This window comes from Anaerobacillus arseniciselenatis (genome assembly GCF_001865995.1).
GTDB lineage: Bacteria > Bacillota > Bacilli > Bacillales > Anaerobacillaceae > Anaerobacillus > Anaerobacillus arseniciselenatis.
Map to the genome: position 1 here is coordinate 99,403 of NZ_MLQQ01000026.1, position 15,704 is coordinate 115,106.

Consider the following 15,704-nt stretch of genomic DNA (forward strand, 5'->3'; position numbering starts at 1 on the left):
TTTTTGTAACTAATTCTTGTCATAAACGACTATTAGTTTATATAGAATACTCACAAAAGGAGAGTGAGATAAAGTTGGCATCGCTATTTATTATTTTTGTACCGATCATTATAATCGTTTTAGTTATTTTATTGATCACCGCAGTAAGGGGAAATTCAGAAAGAGGAGGCGAGGAAATGATTAAAAATGTTTACGTTTACTTAGTGTTATTTGCGACGTTAATGATGACGATTGGTGGGAGTGTAGCAGCGTTTATGGCGGCTGCTGACATTGTCGCTCCTACACCTTATTATCAATCTTTTGAAGAATATAAAAGGTGGAGTGGTGGACCTGAAAAACCTGGTGAAGAATCCCAACAATTATCTGAAGAAGAATTAAGAAGAAACTATGATTCGATGGTCGCCTCACATAAAGAAAATGCGGTCGAAAGAGCTAAAAATAATTTGATTAAAAGCTTCGGATGGATTGTCATTCCTTTACCAATTTTTATTTATTTCCAACGGCAGTTAAATAGGAAAAGAGATTAGTGATTGTTATGAAGTATAAGAGGTTTGGATGGTAACGGTCATTGACTATTTTTCCCGAGCGACTGATAAAGCAGTAGTTTTAGTTAATAAACTACTGCTTCTGCTTATTAAGGAGTACAGTGGGCTGAAAACTAGTAGATATAACTAATAAAACAATGTATTGATAATTACAAATATTTTGTCATTAAAATGGAATTAAGTTATAATAAAATCATTAGAGTTACGAAATAAATGGAAAAGGAGCTCACAAACTATGGCAAAAAAAACACTCAGAAGTGAGGTTCCAGTTGAATTAACGTGGGATCTAACCGATTTATTTGCATCAAAAGAAGATTGGGAAAAAGAACTGGCTGCTGTTCAAGAAGATATTGTGACAGTAACTCAATTTAAAGGGCGATTAGGTGAAGGGGCAAAAGTTTTACTAGATTGTCTTAATGCACAAGAAGAACTTTTTAAAAGAGTTGTGCTAGTAGCCACATATGCGAGATTAAAGCAAACCGAAGATGGTACAAACCCAGATGCACAAGCAAATTCCTCTCGAACAGGTGCAGCTCTAGCGACAGTGCAGGCAGCTCTTTCGTTTATTGAATCTGAAATTCTCTCTTTACCGGATGGAACGGTTGAAATGTACATAGAAAAAGAAAAAGAGTTAGAGGATTTCCGTCAAAACTTAGAAGAGCTTTTAGAAAAGAAGCCACACACATTAAGTCTAGAAACAGAGGAAGTGTTAGCTTCTTTAGGACAAGTTCTTTCGTCACCTTATACGACTTATGAAACGAGTAAATCATCAGACATGGACTTCCCTTCTTTCAAAGATGGAAAAGGAAATGAACTACCGTTAACATTTGCTTTATTTGAAGACCGTTATGAATTATCGGCGGATACTGATGTGCGCCGTAACGCTTACGATGCTTTTTGCGAAACTTTGAAAAAATATAAAAATACATTTGCAGCCACTTATTCAACTGAGATTAAGAAGCAAGTTGTATTAGCGCGCCAACGTAAATATGAAAGCGTAACACATATGTTGCTCCAACCACATCAAGTAACATTAGAAATGTATAACAATCAGTTAGACATTATTCAAGAAGAGCTAGCTCCACATATGCGCCGTTTTGCTGAATTGAAAAAACGTGTGCTTGGCTTAGATACAATGAAGTTTTGTGATTTGAAAGCACCGCTTGATCCTGAATTTAATCCAGCGACTACGTATGAAGAAGCGTCAGAAACGATTTTAAAATCGTTAGAAGTAATGGGGCCGGAATATCACTCAGTCATGAAAAAAGCGTTAACAGAGCGCTGGGTAGATTTAGCTGAAAATGTTGGAAAAGCAACAGGGGCTTTTTGTTCAAGTCCGTATGGTGTCCATCCGTTTATTTTATTAACATGGACAAATACGATGAGAGGTGCGTTTATCCTTACGCATGAATTAGGACATGCTGGTCACTTTTATTTTGCTGGTGGACACCAACGATACGTGAATACACGCCCATCACTTTATTTTATTGAGGCGCCGTCAACTATTAATGAATTGTTATTAAGTCAGCATTTATTAAAAACGATAGAAGATAAACGCATGAAGCGTTGGTTATTATTACAATCGTTAGGTACGTACTACCATAATTTCGTCACTCATTTATTAGAAGGTGAACTGCAACGTAGAATTTATGAATTAGCTGAAGCAGGAAAACCAATTACTGCTGTAACTCTTAGCGAACAGAAGAAAGAGCTATTGGAAAAATTCTGGGGAGATACAGTAGAAATTGATGAAGGAGCAAGCCTAACTTGGATGCGCCAACCTCACTACTACATGGGCTTATATCCGTACACGTATTCTGCTGGACTGACAGCATCAACAGCGGTTGCTCAATTAATTGAAGAGGAAGGCCAACCCGCAGTTGACCGTTGGTTAGAAGTGTTAAAAGCAGGTGGCACGATGAAGCCACTTGAATTAATGAAACATGCCGGCGTCGATATGTCGACACCAGCACCGATCCGTAAAGCGGTAGCTTATGTAGGGTCGTTAATCGACGAATTAGAGAAGAGTTATGAGTAATCATTTGGAAAACTAAAAAGTTTTATTTTTAATGAAGGGACTGTCCAAAAAGAAAGTGTCAAACACTTATTGGACAGCCCCTTCATTTTCTATGACAATGTGACGTTTGCAACCGGCAGGAGAGTAGAAACGTCACATTGATGCTTAATTAATACTGGAGATTGAGAGTTTTCAAGTATGTTATCATGATACTAACTTACATCCATATAAAAGGAGGAGGACATGCATCCATACATACTACTAATTTTTGCAATGTTGTTTTTCTCAGGTAATTTTATTGTCGGGAAGCTATTTGCGGGGACAATTCCTCCGTTTACGTTAGCATTTTTACGTTCGACAATGGCATTACTCGTTTTAATGCCACTTTGTTATAAACATGTTTTTATCAATAAGCCCCTTTGGATCAAAGAGTGGAAGCCTTTAGTCGCCATCGCCACAAGTGGGTTAGTACTTTTTAATGTTTGTCTATATTTATCTGTAAATTATACAACAACCGTGAATGCAGCAATTGTTGATGCGTTAACACCAGCAGTCGCAGCTTTATTAGGGTTTATGATTTTAAAAGAAAGGCTTAGTAAAGTTCAATGGTTCGGAATTCTTCTATCTTTTATTAGTATTGTTTTCATCATTACACAAGGCAGTTTAAGTGTATTACTTTCGTTTTCGGTTAATAGTGGCGATTTGATTATGCTGTTAGGGATCGTTTTTTGGGCATTTTATTCCATTTTTATCAAAGTACACGGTGGCAAATTTCCGGTTTTAAGTGGCCTTGTCGTCACTATGATCATAAGTGCGCTCATTTTACTCCCGTTTGCAGGATATGAATTTATACAACATGGAAACTTTTTTGAAGATCTTCAATGGCAAGGTTACCTCGGTCTTCTTTATATCGGTATCTTTCCATCGGCATTGGCTCTTCTTTTTTGGTACCGAGCAGTTGATGAAGTAGGCCCTAGTAAAGCATCGGTATTTTTTAACCTTGTTCCAGTTTTTACGACGACATTAGCGGTTGTTTTTTTAGGCGAACGATTTACCTTTGTTCATTTGTTTGGCGCTACATTTGTTTTAGTTGGAGTGTACTTATCGACGAAAACTCCGAAAAGTGAATTGCAATCGAATAGAAACAGAAACGAAACCGTTGTCTAATAACAGTTATGTAGACGGGCTACGTTAAAATAAAAAATACTTACACAGCTGGGGAAATACGCCCCGAAAAAACAAAATACGCATACAAAAGTAAATATACGCCCTTAACTAGAATTTTACGCCCGAAACAAAAAAACGTCGCTAGCGATGTTTGATAATTCACCTACAGTTGGTAAAAAATAATCCTATCACAACAATGGAATGGGGATAGGTATGAGTACAAAAATTACATACAAAATATTGATTGCTTTCTGCTTTTTATTTGTTTTTTTAATTTTTCACCACGAGGGGACTTTTGCTGAAGAATCAACGTTATCTGAAGCAACGATTATCATTGATGGACAACCGATAAAAACAAAGTATGTAATGCGAGAAGGGAATTTATTAGTTCCGGCATTATTTCTAAAACATACTGGTGTGAAAGTCGATCATAATGAACAATATGGTTCGATGGTTTTTAGTTATGGCGGCACAATGTTTGCCTTGCCGGTTGGTAAAAACTATTCGGATGATCTAATTGGTAATATCAGAAGTTGGATTCGACGGCCGCTTGCCACATATACAGTGGAAATTAATGATGAAGTATTTGTGCCGTTGGTAGATGTGGTAAGAAAATTCGATATGGACGTCGCCTATAATCATGAAAAACAGCAAACGTCGATAACAACGAAAATTCCTCATGCTCAAAATCGCATAAGTAGAGGGAATCCGGAACAAAAACTAGTTGCATTAACTTTTGATGATGGTCCGGATAGTCATTATACCCCTCAAATATTAGATATTTTAAAAGAAAAAAACGTAAGAGCAACGTTTTTTGTGATGGGGCAACAAGTTGAACATTATCCAAACATAATGAAGCGAATCGTAGAGGAAGGTCATGGAATCGCAAACCATACTTGGAGTCACCCGCAGCTTCCGCAAGTTATGACCTCTCAACTGAAAGAAGAAGTTACAACAACACAGAACATTATGCAAAAAACAGTTGGGCGAAGTCCAGATTTATTTCGCCCTCCATTCGGAGCACTTACTAAATCTGACGCTTTAGTTTTACAAGAAATGGGTATGCGCAATATTATGTGGACAGTTGATACTCTTGATTGGAGTGGCTTATCTGCTGAAGAGATTTTAGCGATCGTTCATCGTGATATTTCTCCTGGTGGCATCATTTTGCAACATAATTTCCAACCACATGCACCAACAGCACGGTTGTTAGACGGGAGTGTAGAGGCGCTCCAACAAATTATTGATGACTTAAGAGCAAAAGGATATCAATTTGTAACAGTTCAAACGTTACTAGCAAATTGATAAAGAAGAGGGTGCCGAAAAGCACCCGCCTTTTCCATATTAGATGGCGAAGGTTTTGTATGTAAATAAAAAGAAGGGCGAGTTTCACGAACGAGCCGCTAAATTCACCCTTCTTTTTATATTTGATCAGTAACTTTAAAAGTTATACCAGTTCGACATAAATGCAAATGTAATAATAATAACCGCGATATAAGCATACCCAACTTTTGAAATTTTCTTTAACGATTTAATTTTCGCTTCTTCGTTATTTTCATTCATATATAACTTTAATTGTTTAGAGAAAATGCCGAGGAAGGCTCCAATAATTAAAATTAATGCAACTGAGAACCAAGCACGAAATGAAGTGAAAATAGGATAGATGATAAACCCTGTTATAAGGCTAACGAATAAAGCAATATTAGCTAACATCACTAGCACTTTCCATGTTCGAGCTGAATCGAGTGGAGTTCCACTTCGCACTTTCATTAATGCAATGATTGGGAGTGGGATAACAATGAGAAAAAGAATGGAAATAATTTGATGTATTAATAATGACATGAGTAGTGTACCTCCTATATTTTGCACATGACAATACAGTATCAGTATGACCAGTGAGAAGCAAATTATATGCTTATATGAAAATTTAGGTTTCATTTAGGTTTCAATCGTAGTAATAAATTAGGTTATATTAATGAAGTACATAATTCATTATTCTCGCTACTAAGATCAATATATAGTTGCGTGATGTGGCTCATTTTTGGTAATTATGAAATTCACTTATATGACATTTATAATTTTTTTCACAACTGTATCAATGTTATAATAGGATGTATTCAATGGGTATTCGTCTTGATAATTAGACATGAATAAATAAGTATTTTGATCGAAAGGAGCGAGGTATGGCTACTACACATAGGTATTCCAAAGGGGAAGAGATTGCAAACGCTATTAGTCACGGGGTTGGAGTTGTTTTTAGTATATCTGCATTAACATTGTTGATTGTTTTTGCTTCATTAGAAGGTTCGGCAGCTAGTATTATTAGCTATACAGTATATGGAGTAACAATGCTCCTTTTATACGTGTCATCAACGTTACTTCATGCGTTTCCAGAAGGTAAAGTGAAAAATTTATTTGAGATTTTTGACCATTCTTCTATTTACTTATTTATTGCGGGTTCGTACACGCCGATTTTAGTTAATGTAATTGGTGGAAAGCTAGGAATATCATTATTAGCTTTACTATGGACTATTGCTAGCATTGGTATCGTTTTTAAAGTGTTTTTTGTGAAAAGGTTCTTATACACTTCAACTTTATTGTATATCGTCATGGGTTGGATCATCGTATTTGCATGGCAACCACTCGTTACAAACCTTCATGATGTTGGGGTTATTTTATTAGTTATTGGAGGCTTACTCTACACGATTGGAGCGCTATTTTATATGTTCCGTTGGTTTCCGTTTCACCACATGGTTTGGCATTTATTCGTGTTAGCAGGAACTGTCGTCCACTTCTTTGCAATACTTTTATTTGTCTAGTTTGAAGGAGCTATCCCAAAAGTGTCATACACAAATGAAAGTTCACTTTCACCAACATCAATGTAAATAAGTCGCTAAGAAAGGCTTCATTAAAGAAAGTGAACATTCCCGTAGTAACTTATATACAAGGTAGACACCTATGGGACAGCTCCTTTTTATGTAGAAAAGAGCACTCCATTAATGAAGTGCTCCAAGGTGAGGTAATTACTATTTCATTTTTCCGCGTGCATCAACGTTCCACGTATCGACGACTTCACCATCACGATGAACAATATATTCATTAAAAAGATTAGCAACAACACAAGCATGGTTTGGAATAACTTGAACTTTATAAGTGAGCTTCAATGCCGTTTCGCTACTAAATGTCGCAACACCGTGTTCCTCAGATAAACGCGCAATTGTTATTTCAGGATGACCACACACATTGCCGTACCCCTTGACACTTGTGTTTCCGTGAGCTCCTTGATCAAGAGCAAGAGCTTTACTTCCTATATCAAAAATAAGGCGATCTTTTTTAACACTAACAACTGAAGCTAAAATGGTTAAGGCGCATTGTTCAGTTGTAGCAACTCCTAAACCTACTTGACACATATCATGAAAAGCAGCGTTGCCAGGGCGTATTTCTGTAATTCCTTCAATGGAAGCTCCATATTTGTAAGTAGGGGTGGAACCTACACTACGGTGTGTTATCGATATGCCAGCCCCTTCACACGCTTCGGAACTTTTAATTACGGTTTCGGCTTCACAGATGGCAATTTCTTTTATTTCTTCTTCACTAGTAGCAGCGTACGAGTGACCTGCGTGGGTAAAAATTCCAGTTAAATTTAAATTGTTTAATTTAGTAATTACTTCAGCAAGCTCTAACACTTCTTCGACTTCAACTCCGCAACGGTTTAAACCAGAGTTTACTTTAATCCAAACTTCTATTTGACTGACGCCTTGAAAAGCTTCATTTACGAGTTCCGCCTGTTGTTTTGAATCTATGGAAATTATGATGTGGGCGCTATTTGTTAATTTTCGAAGCCGCTCTAGTTTTTGTTTATTTGATAGAGGGTAAGCAATTAAAATGTTATCAATTCCTGCTTCTGCCATGATTTCAGCTTCTTCAAGCTTCGCAACTGTGATCCCACAAGCCCCTCTTTCCATTTGCATTTTGGCAATTTGAACGCTTTTATGAGTTTTAATATGAGGGCGCCATTGTGTGTTATTTTTTTTAGCAATTTCACTAATAAAATTTAAATTTCTTTCTAATATGTTTAAGTCGAGCAGTAAAGAAGGGGTATCAAGATTATTTATATCATTAGTAGACATAGTCTTCACCTCGAAAAGTTATTTGTTATATAGAATCTATCATAACGTTTTTTATTAGAAAAGTGGTGAGGATTATTAAGCTTCGTTTTAGCTAAAGAAGAATTGTAGTGGGCCATATTAATTTAAAGTGTTTTCGTTTTCTTCACTAATTCTTAATAGAAAACTCATTAATTATATATATAATGAATCTTTAGAGGGGAGCTTTAAATTTTGGCTTTTTAAATCACCTCAAAAAGAAAAGAAACCATTGTTTACGAAACGGCCTTATTTTTTTATGGAGGAGAACGAAATGGGAAAAAGTAAGTATGTAATCATGTTTTTTACTTTTGGTGTATTAGTAGTTAGTGCATTTTTGTTTTTCGATTCATCACAAGATGAGATAGAAAAAAGTGAAGGGGCATTACAAATTAATCCAGGTGGTAATGCAGAGGTTGATCCAGAAGTGTTACAAGCATTCACTAATACTAGTAACGATAAACTTATTTTACATGATGAATTAGAAGCATTATTAATTGATGGGGAAACGTTTAGTATTTATTTCTTTAGCCCGACATGTCCTAGTTGTGCAGGTACAGCACCAAGCATTGTCGAAGCAAGTGAAGAAGTAGGTATTCCAATGAGAATGTATGATTTAGTAGAGTTTGAACAAGGTAATGAACAGTTTGGGATTATAGACGCTCCGACAGTAATCGTCTTTGAAGCTGGTGAGGAATTAACTAGGTTTGTGGGACATGATACAGAAGAAGAATATATTGAGTGGTTTGAAAACAATTATAAATAGCAAGTTACTGATTAGGCTTAGAGATTCGTTCTCTAGGCTTTTTTTGTATAAAAAAAAGGCGAGTGCCCTATTGAATTATTTCATAAAATAGTATATAGTACATTACAACAGTAATGCACTATATTACATGTTCGGCAGATCAAAAAAAAATTGTGTTTAATGACCATTGAATGCAGTAAACGGAGGTGTCCTCTTGATTTTAAATACAGATGGGTCGAAGCCTATTTACAAACAAATAAGTGAATGGCTAGAAACTGAAATACTGTCGGGGAATATTCGTACTGATGAAAAAGTGTATTCTCAGTATCAATTAGCAGAGATGTTTAACATTAATCCGGCAACTGCAGCAAAAGGGCTGAATTTATTGGCGGATGAAAATATCGTTTATAAAAAACGAGGGTTAGGAATGTTTGTGTCAGAAAACGCAGCAAAAATTATTTTAGCGAAGCGAAAAGGGCAAACATTGCAACGTTTAGTAGAGGAACTTGTGAGGGAATCACGGCAACTTGGAGTGAGTGAAGAAGAAATAGTCGAGATGATCCGTTTAGAAAACCGTAAATGTAAGGGGGAAGAAAAATGAAAGTGATCCAATGTAATAACTTAACAAAAAAATTTGGGCATGCAGAAGTGCTTAAAGATCTTTCGTTTTCCATTGAGCAAAATAAAATTACGGGCTTGATTGGGAGAAATGGAGCAGGAAAAACAACATTATTAAAACTAATTGCAGGGTTTACGAAACCTTCATCAGGTGAAGTCGAAGTTTTTTCTGAAGCCCCTTTTAACAATTTGAAAATCTCACAAAATATGATTTTCATTGATGACAACATGGTTTTACCGCAATCGTTAAATTTAACCGAAACGTTAGAAGCAGTTAGTCAATTTTACCCGAATTGGGATAGTGCGTTAGCCAAACGTCTCTTTGAGTATTTCTCTTTTCACCCGAAGCAACGTCATCAAAATCTTTCAAAAGGAATGAAAAGTACGTTTAATATCATCATTGGTTTAGCTGCACGTTGTCCTTTAACAATATTTGATGAACCGACAACGGGGATGGATGCAGCAATTCGAAAAGATTTTTACAGAGCACTATTGAAAGATTACTTGGATCATCCACGTACGGTCGTTTTATCGAGTCATCTTTTAAGTGAAATTGATGAACTTTTAGAAGATGTTTTATTAATTAAAAATGGTGAAAAACGACTCCATATGTCTGTAGAGGAGTTAAAGCAATTGGCGATTGGATTAAGTAGTAAAGCCGAGAAGATCGAAGAATTAATTCGGGGAAAAGACGTCCTTTATCGAAAAACAGTCGGTGTCGATAGTACTTACGTAGTTGTTGAAAATGACTTTAGTGAAGCGGAGATTCAAAAGATGAGCGCAAACGGGATAGAATTATCTCCTGTATCCTCAGAAGATATATGTGTTTATTTAACAAACACAACAAAAGGAGGGATCGATGATGTTTTTACAAGAAGCTAATGTTATATCTGTAGTTAAAAAGCAATACTTTTTTAAGTTAAAAGCAAATTACGGTGTGTTTACTTCCCTACTTATGACACAGTTATTTGCCTTACTTTTCTCGGCATTTATGGGGACTGGACAGAGCGGCACAAGTATATTTAATGTATCGTTAAATATTAACTATTACACAGGAAATATGATCATCATTTTTACAATGATTTGGGCATTTACCATTGGGATTACGTTAAATTCGAAAGCTTCTAAAGATGGGGACTTCGCGTTTGTCTCTAATCGATTGACGAGCAACTTATCAAATATCGCTTTTTTAATGACAGCGACCGCCGTTGCGGGACTCGCAGCGATGCTTGCGGGTTCATTATTGAAAGTCATTATATATTATTACTTTACTGTTGATAATCTTGCTGGTAGTGCGTTTGTTCCATTTTCCGAGTTAGTGCTTGGTGTGGTTGTAAGCATTTTTTATATGGCACTCTTTGGAGCCTTAGGTTATTTTGTCGGGGCGATTATCCAGATGAGTAAGCTTTTTGTATTTTTATTACCACTAGTTTTTATCGGTTTATTATTCGTCGAAGGACGGATGCAAGGTGAGGGACCGTTAGGGCAGCTTGTTCAATTTTTTGCACTAGAAACGTCACCGTTTTTGTTTCTTGTGAAAGCTATGGCTGTAATTGCTCTTCTTTTTTTGCTTGCAATAATGACAGATAAAATGGAGGTGCGAAAATAAATGGAGTTCGTCGGTTTAATTCTCATTCAACTTATTTTTATTTTGGCTATCATTTTTGTTGTCTCTTCTATCATAAAGAAGGTTTCACAAAAAGCAGCCTCCTTCAATGCAACGACGATCAAGTGGATTTTTATCGGTTATATTACGATTTTAGTAGCTGCGACCATTTTTCTTTTTGTCGTTCCAATAGGTGTAGAGGAGAAAAACGTCAGTATTAATGAAGCAAGACAAATCGAAGAAAATTTTTACAATGCAACACATGAAGGAAATTTAGAAAAAATTGAAGGTTTACTAACTATAGATGAATGGGAGTTTTCATTTGAAGAACCCGTACTTCACTTAAATTTAAATCAAGGGGATCAATCTTCAATGCGAATATTAGTAAAGAATAAAGATACAAACGATGGAAATGTCAATATTGTCCACTACTCAACGCCATACTTTACACTGGGTGTCGATGTAACCCATGTAGTGCGCTCGCCACAGTTAGAAATGATAAATGGGACGTTAGAAATTGGGAGTACTTGGGGAGAACCAGTAAGGATGGCGAAATTCCATAAAGAGTTCACAATCACTCAATTTACGGGTGAGGGAATGTTTTACGATGGTCATCTTAGTAGAGTAGGCACAAATGCTCTTTATATTAAAGTGCCAGCAAATGTTGAGATTAGCGCTGCAGACTATGTTCATATTGAGTATGTAAGACCTTAAAAAACTTTTTTGTGGGAAGATAGCGAGTTGTTTGTAATGGAGAAATAATGAATTAATAATAGGAGGCTGTCCCAAAATGTCTGACACTTTGGAGGCGGCTTTTTTCTTGAAGACTGCACTATGTATTTATTATAAGGGGAGCGAGGAAACTGATCGCCAATTCAAACATGTACTTTTTTGAATTATATTTTAAATTTTTAGAAAAATTAGACATGTCGGTTTACGTATGGCCTATCCACCGTATAAAATAGAAGTGAAAAGTTCTTCTAGATTCTCTCTAAAAGAAAGTAGGAGGTCAAATGGAGTCAGACATCTTAAATATTATAAGAGAGCTCGGATATGTAGGGATTTTCCTCTGGCTATGGCTCGGTATGTTTGGTGTGCCGATCCCTAATGAAGTTATTGTAACAACAGTCGGTTACTTATCAACGACTCCTTATTTACAATTTGAGAAAGTATTTGTGATCGGATATTTAGGAATAGTAGCGAGTTTATCGACAAGTTATTTATTAGGAAGGTTGTTAGGTGGAAAGTTAGTGGCTTATTTGAAGAAAAAAAGTGGTACAAAGTCATCGATTCGTAAAGCGATACACCTCATCAAAAAATACCACGTTTATTCATTAATTATTAGCTATTTCATCCCTGGTGTTCGAAATTTCGTTCCATTTTTGTATGGAATGATGCGTCTTTCCTATTTCCGCTTTGCAATACTTTCATATTCGACGGCGTTTATTTGGTTTAGTCTCTTTTTTAGCTTAGGGAAAATGACTGGCTTACATGAAGACCTTTCTATTTATGTTACTGTTGGTTCCATTTTTATGATAAGTTTAGGATCATTTGTACTTAATTGGATTAATCGAAAACGGAGGCAAGTGAAAGAACAACTTCCTCATTAGATAGTAGAAAACTGGAAATACATGCGTAAGGAAGTGAATTTCATAATTACCTAAATTAAGCCATATCAAACTATCTGTAGTTGCGAGCGGTTTAACGCAACTACAGATAGATACTTAATGGCGTTAATAATGAATTATGAAATTCATTAAAGAGTAACGTGAATTCTAGTTTTCTAAAAAACAATCGAACTAAAAGGAGTGATAAACATTTTGCTATCAGGAATTCGTGTCATTGATTTTAGTAAGTACTTACCAGGTCCGTATGCGACAATGAGGCTTGCTGACAAAGGAGCAGAAGTGATTGTCGTTGAACCGATTGAAGGAGAGCCAAGTCGTCATATCGGTATTAAAAAAAATGAAACAGGATTGCTTTATTTAGCGAATAACCGTAATAAAAAAAGCATTGCCATCGATTTGAAAAGCGAGGAAGGACAAGAGGTAGCATTACAATTAATGAAGACGGCAGATGTCGTCGTTGAGAGTTTTCGTCCAACGGTGATGAAGCGATTAGGGCTAGATTATGAAACGGTAAAAAAAGAAAAAGAAGATATTATTTATTGCTCAATCTCGGGGTATGGTCAATGTGGTGAGATGGAACAATTAGGAAGTCATGACTTAAATTATTTAGCCATCAGTGGTGTGTTAGCTCAGTTAAAAGATGAAGATGGGAAACCGATCACTCCGTCTGTTCAGCTTGCTGATCACTTAGGAGCTTTTCAGTGTACGGAGGAAGTTTTAGCAGCGATTATAAGAAGAAATCAAACACAAGAAGGTACATACATCGATTTATCGCTTACTGACCCACTTGTCTCGATCATGGGCACAAACTATGTTCATTATAGAGATGGTGGAGTGTATCGTGGCGTTCCAGAACTTAATGGAGACCTCATTTGTTACTCTAATTACAAAACTAAAGATGGTCGCTATATTGCGTTAGCTGCATTAGAGCATAAATTTTGGAAAAATTTTTGTGAAGCTGTTGGTAAAGAAGAATGGATCGTTTTACATGGGACAAATAAGAAAGATAATGTTCAATTCTATCAGCAAATAACTGAATTTTTCGAAAGTAGAACGTTGGTAGAGTGGACGAACTTTTCATTTGAAGTAGATTGTTGTATGGCACCTATTTTAGAAGTTGATGAGATAAATAACTTTCCATTTTTAAAGGATCGGCAATTAATATCAGAAAATGCTGCAAACACAAATGTTTCTACTTTTTATTTACAGAAATCAAGTATATGTAGCGATCCGCCAATCATCGGTGAACATACGAATGAAGTTCTTAACAATTTGTTAGGTTATAGTAGAGATAAAATAGAAGATTTATATCAAAAACAAATCGTTAACAGTACAGAGCGGACGGCGCGTATATAACTTTAACTTTTCTGTGAAACATCATGAAGGTGTAGCTTCATCATTAAAATGTAATAGTTGCGCGCTTTCCTTTCCACTAGCCAATAATCCAACAAACCAACAAACCAACAAACCCCTAATAGTTTGTTGGTTTGTCGTCATTCTGAAAGTTTCCTTCTGAATACCTTTTTATCAGTTCATATCGTGTATTAAGTATATTAACATGAATGTATGAAAAGGCAGGATACAGTTTAACTATTTCTTCGATCTGATCGAGTAAGTCCATAAGCTCATGGAAATCTTTACTAGTCATTTTGTAACCCTCCTTAAGACTTCTTACAATAACGTATTCAAAATAGTAGCTTATAGGAAGAGTATTTGACTAAAGTTTTGAAATTAATGAATTTCATAATTCATTAATTTCGCCACTAAGATCAATATATAGTTGCGTCAACACCATTCGCAAACTATATATTGCGTGATGTGGCTCGTTTTTGGTAATTATGAAATTCACTCAATAAAATAAAAATAGTAGTTTATCTTACTCTAATTTAAAACCTTGTTCAAGAGTAACAAAAGTGAAGCCTTGTTCTCTTAGTTTTGGGATTGCTGCTTTCACACCTGCGGCAGTTCCGCTCGACGGTTGGTTCATATGTAATAAAGCAATCGATCCTGGGTTTGCTCTCAATAGAGCGTCCCGTACTTGGGAGGCTGAAAAAGTCGCTCCTGCATCTCCGAGAATGTCGTAATTGACAACTTTCATCCCTAAGTCGGTAACAATTTGAACAGCAACATCATCATAAAAAGCTGTTCCTGAACGAAAATAACGCGCCTCGTGACCAGTGAGTTCTTTGATCATTTTATAATTTGTAATAACTTCAGTGACCACTTCTTCTACACTTGTTGTTCCTTGGATACCCCAAGCAGTACCTCCATTAACAGATAACGGGCGATGTTCAGTACCGTGATTTTCAATTTGGAAAAGATCCACCGAAGCTAAATAGTGAAATTGTTCAAGGTTAGCCTCTATCCAACGACTATTAATAAATAGAGTAGCCGGAATTCCCTCGTCAATTAAAAAGTCGATTAATTCCTTATCGTATCCACTTCCAAAATCTCCACCGCATGCATCAAATGTCAATGCGATCACTTTCTCATCCGTATCAATTTTTTGAATGACACCATTTACACTTTCGCCCCATCGAGTCGGTTCAGGGTATTGATTTTCCTTGATGAGCTTCACTTTTTCCATTAAATCATCAGCAGTTTTAAGAAATGAAGGAGGCTCTGTCATTTTTAGCGCCAAATTGCTTTTCGTTATATATGTGTGATCCTTTACGGTCATAACAGTATTGTTTTTATTAAAATTAAACAAAAGAAAACTAAAGAAAATCATTAGACCGATTGATACAAATAAAATAATGTTTCGAATCATAATTTCAAATCCTTTGTATGTAATAGTGGGTTTGTGGATTGTTGGTTAGGCTGAGCACCCGCCTGACTTTTATATGTTTTATAGTAACGTGATACCGCAATGAGAGTTTTGTATAAAGTAAAATGACGGTCGACTTTTCCGAACAAGCCTCTAAAGCCGGAACGGATTTACAGCGCAGTGAGGGAAATCGACCGGAATTTTTTCGTGTTAAATGGTGACGGAATACCGTCATGCGGGTTTTGTATGAAAGATGTATAAGTTTATTTTAATACGAAAAGTAATATATATGTAATATGGAATTGTCGAACTTTAAAAATAATGTCGAAAAAGATTTGAACATATTGTGAACGTTTTAAAAAAATAAAATTATATTAGAATAACACTATGTGTAAAAGTGGAGTCATAAACAATCCTTATTTGGTATGAGACATACGAACTTAAAGAGAAAAAGTTCCTATAATTT

At 35.9% G+C, this 15,704-nt stretch carries 16 protein-coding genes; 12 read left to right on the forward strand and 4 right to left on the reverse strand.

Translation table 11 applies throughout. The features are described 5' to 3' along the window. Positions 1-74: 74 nt before the first annotated feature. From BKP35_RS11840 to BKP35_RS11855, 4 genes are all read left to right on the forward strand, one after another. Positions 75-527, forward strand: a complete 453-nt coding sequence (locus BKP35_RS11840; protein ID WP_071313557.1) for a hypothetical protein — start codon at positions 75-77, stop codon at positions 525-527. 253 nt (positions 528-780) lie between these two features. After that, a complete protein-coding gene (gene pepF / locus BKP35_RS11845; protein WP_071313558.1) occupies positions 781-2,583 on the forward strand; it encodes an oligoendopeptidase F in 1,803 nt (600 codons plus the stop codon). Positions 2,584-2,805: 222 nt separating this feature from the next. Continuing rightward, complete coding sequence (locus BKP35_RS11850) at positions 2,806-3,729, forward strand: DMT family transporter (protein ID WP_071313559.1); 924 nt, start codon at positions 2,806-2,808, stop codon at positions 3,727-3,729. Between the two features lie 213 nt (positions 3,730-3,942). Next, positions 3,943-5,034 (forward strand): polysaccharide deacetylase family protein, encoded by a 1,092-nt coding sequence (locus BKP35_RS11855; protein WP_084031619.1) that lies wholly within the window; start codon positions 3,943-3,945, stop codon positions 5,032-5,034. Between the two features lie 135 nt (positions 5,035-5,169). On the opposite strand, the gene BKP35_RS11860 is transcribed toward BKP35_RS11855, so the two are convergent. Then, positions 5,170-5,571 (reverse strand): hypothetical protein, encoded by a 402-nt coding sequence (locus BKP35_RS11860; RefSeq protein ID WP_071313560.1) that lies wholly within the window; start codon positions 5,569-5,571, stop codon positions 5,170-5,172. 341 nt (positions 5,572-5,912) lie between these two features. Between BKP35_RS11860 and trhA the strand changes: the two genes are divergently transcribed. Next, positions 5,913-6,548: a PAQR family membrane homeostasis protein TrhA gene (trhA, locus tag BKP35_RS11865; protein ID WP_071313561.1), complete on the forward strand. Its 636-nt coding sequence runs from the start codon at positions 5,913-5,915 to the stop codon at positions 6,546-6,548. 207 nt (positions 6,549-6,755) lie between these two features. Here trhA and BKP35_RS11870 read toward each other — a convergent pair whose 3' ends face one another. Beyond that, complete coding sequence (locus BKP35_RS11870; RefSeq protein ID WP_071313562.1) at positions 6,756-7,859, reverse strand: alanine racemase; 1,104 nt, start codon at positions 7,857-7,859, stop codon at positions 6,756-6,758. Between the two features lie 289 nt (positions 7,860-8,148). Between BKP35_RS11870 and BKP35_RS11875 the strand changes: the two genes are divergently transcribed. The 7 genes from BKP35_RS11875 (at position 8,149) to BKP35_RS11905 (ending at position 13,827) form a co-directional block, all read left to right on the forward strand. Beyond that, positions 8,149-8,640, forward strand: a complete 492-nt coding sequence (locus tag BKP35_RS11875; RefSeq protein ID WP_071313563.1) for a thioredoxin family protein — start codon at positions 8,149-8,151, stop codon at positions 8,638-8,640. Between the two features lie 193 nt (positions 8,641-8,833). Further along, positions 8,834-9,220, forward strand: coding sequence for a GntR family transcriptional regulator (locus BKP35_RS11880; protein ID WP_071313564.1), 387 nt, complete (start codon positions 8,834-8,836; stop codon positions 9,218-9,220). After that, positions 9,217-10,119: an ABC transporter ATP-binding protein gene (locus BKP35_RS11885; protein ID WP_071313565.1), complete on the forward strand. Its 903-nt coding sequence runs from the start codon at positions 9,217-9,219 to the stop codon at positions 10,117-10,119. Before BKP35_RS11880 ends, BKP35_RS11885 begins: the two co-directional genes overlap by 4 nt. Continuing rightward, positions 10,097-10,846 (forward strand): hypothetical protein, encoded by a 750-nt coding sequence (locus tag BKP35_RS11890; RefSeq protein WP_139192869.1) that lies wholly within the window; start codon positions 10,097-10,099, stop codon positions 10,844-10,846. The genes BKP35_RS11885 and BKP35_RS11890 overlap by 23 nt, the downstream gene beginning before the upstream one ends. Beyond that, positions 10,847-11,557 carry a hypothetical protein gene (locus BKP35_RS11895; RefSeq protein ID WP_071313567.1) on the forward strand — a complete coding sequence of 237 codons (711 nt, stop codon included), beginning with the start codon at positions 10,847-10,849 and terminating at the stop codon, positions 11,555-11,557. It begins immediately after the preceding gene. Positions 11,558-11,856: 299 nt separating this feature from the next. Beyond that, a complete protein-coding gene (locus BKP35_RS11900; protein ID WP_071313568.1) occupies positions 11,857-12,453 on the forward strand; it encodes a DedA family protein in 597 nt (198 codons plus the stop codon). Between the two features lie 210 nt (positions 12,454-12,663). After that, positions 12,664-13,827 (forward strand): CaiB/BaiF CoA transferase family protein, encoded by a 1,164-nt coding sequence (locus BKP35_RS11905; protein ID WP_071313569.1) that lies wholly within the window; start codon positions 12,664-12,666, stop codon positions 13,825-13,827. 115 nt (positions 13,828-13,942) lie between these two features. On the opposite strand, the gene BKP35_RS19590 is transcribed toward BKP35_RS11905, so the two are convergent. Then, a complete protein-coding gene (locus BKP35_RS19590; RefSeq protein ID WP_169819210.1) occupies positions 13,943-14,119 on the reverse strand; it encodes a hypothetical protein in 177 nt (58 codons plus the stop codon). Positions 14,120-14,347: 228 nt separating this feature from the next. Continuing rightward, positions 14,348-15,241 (reverse strand): polysaccharide deacetylase family protein, encoded by an 894-nt coding sequence (locus BKP35_RS11910; protein ID WP_084031621.1) that lies wholly within the window; start codon positions 15,239-15,241, stop codon positions 14,348-14,350. Positions 15,242-15,704 lie beyond the last annotated feature (463 nt).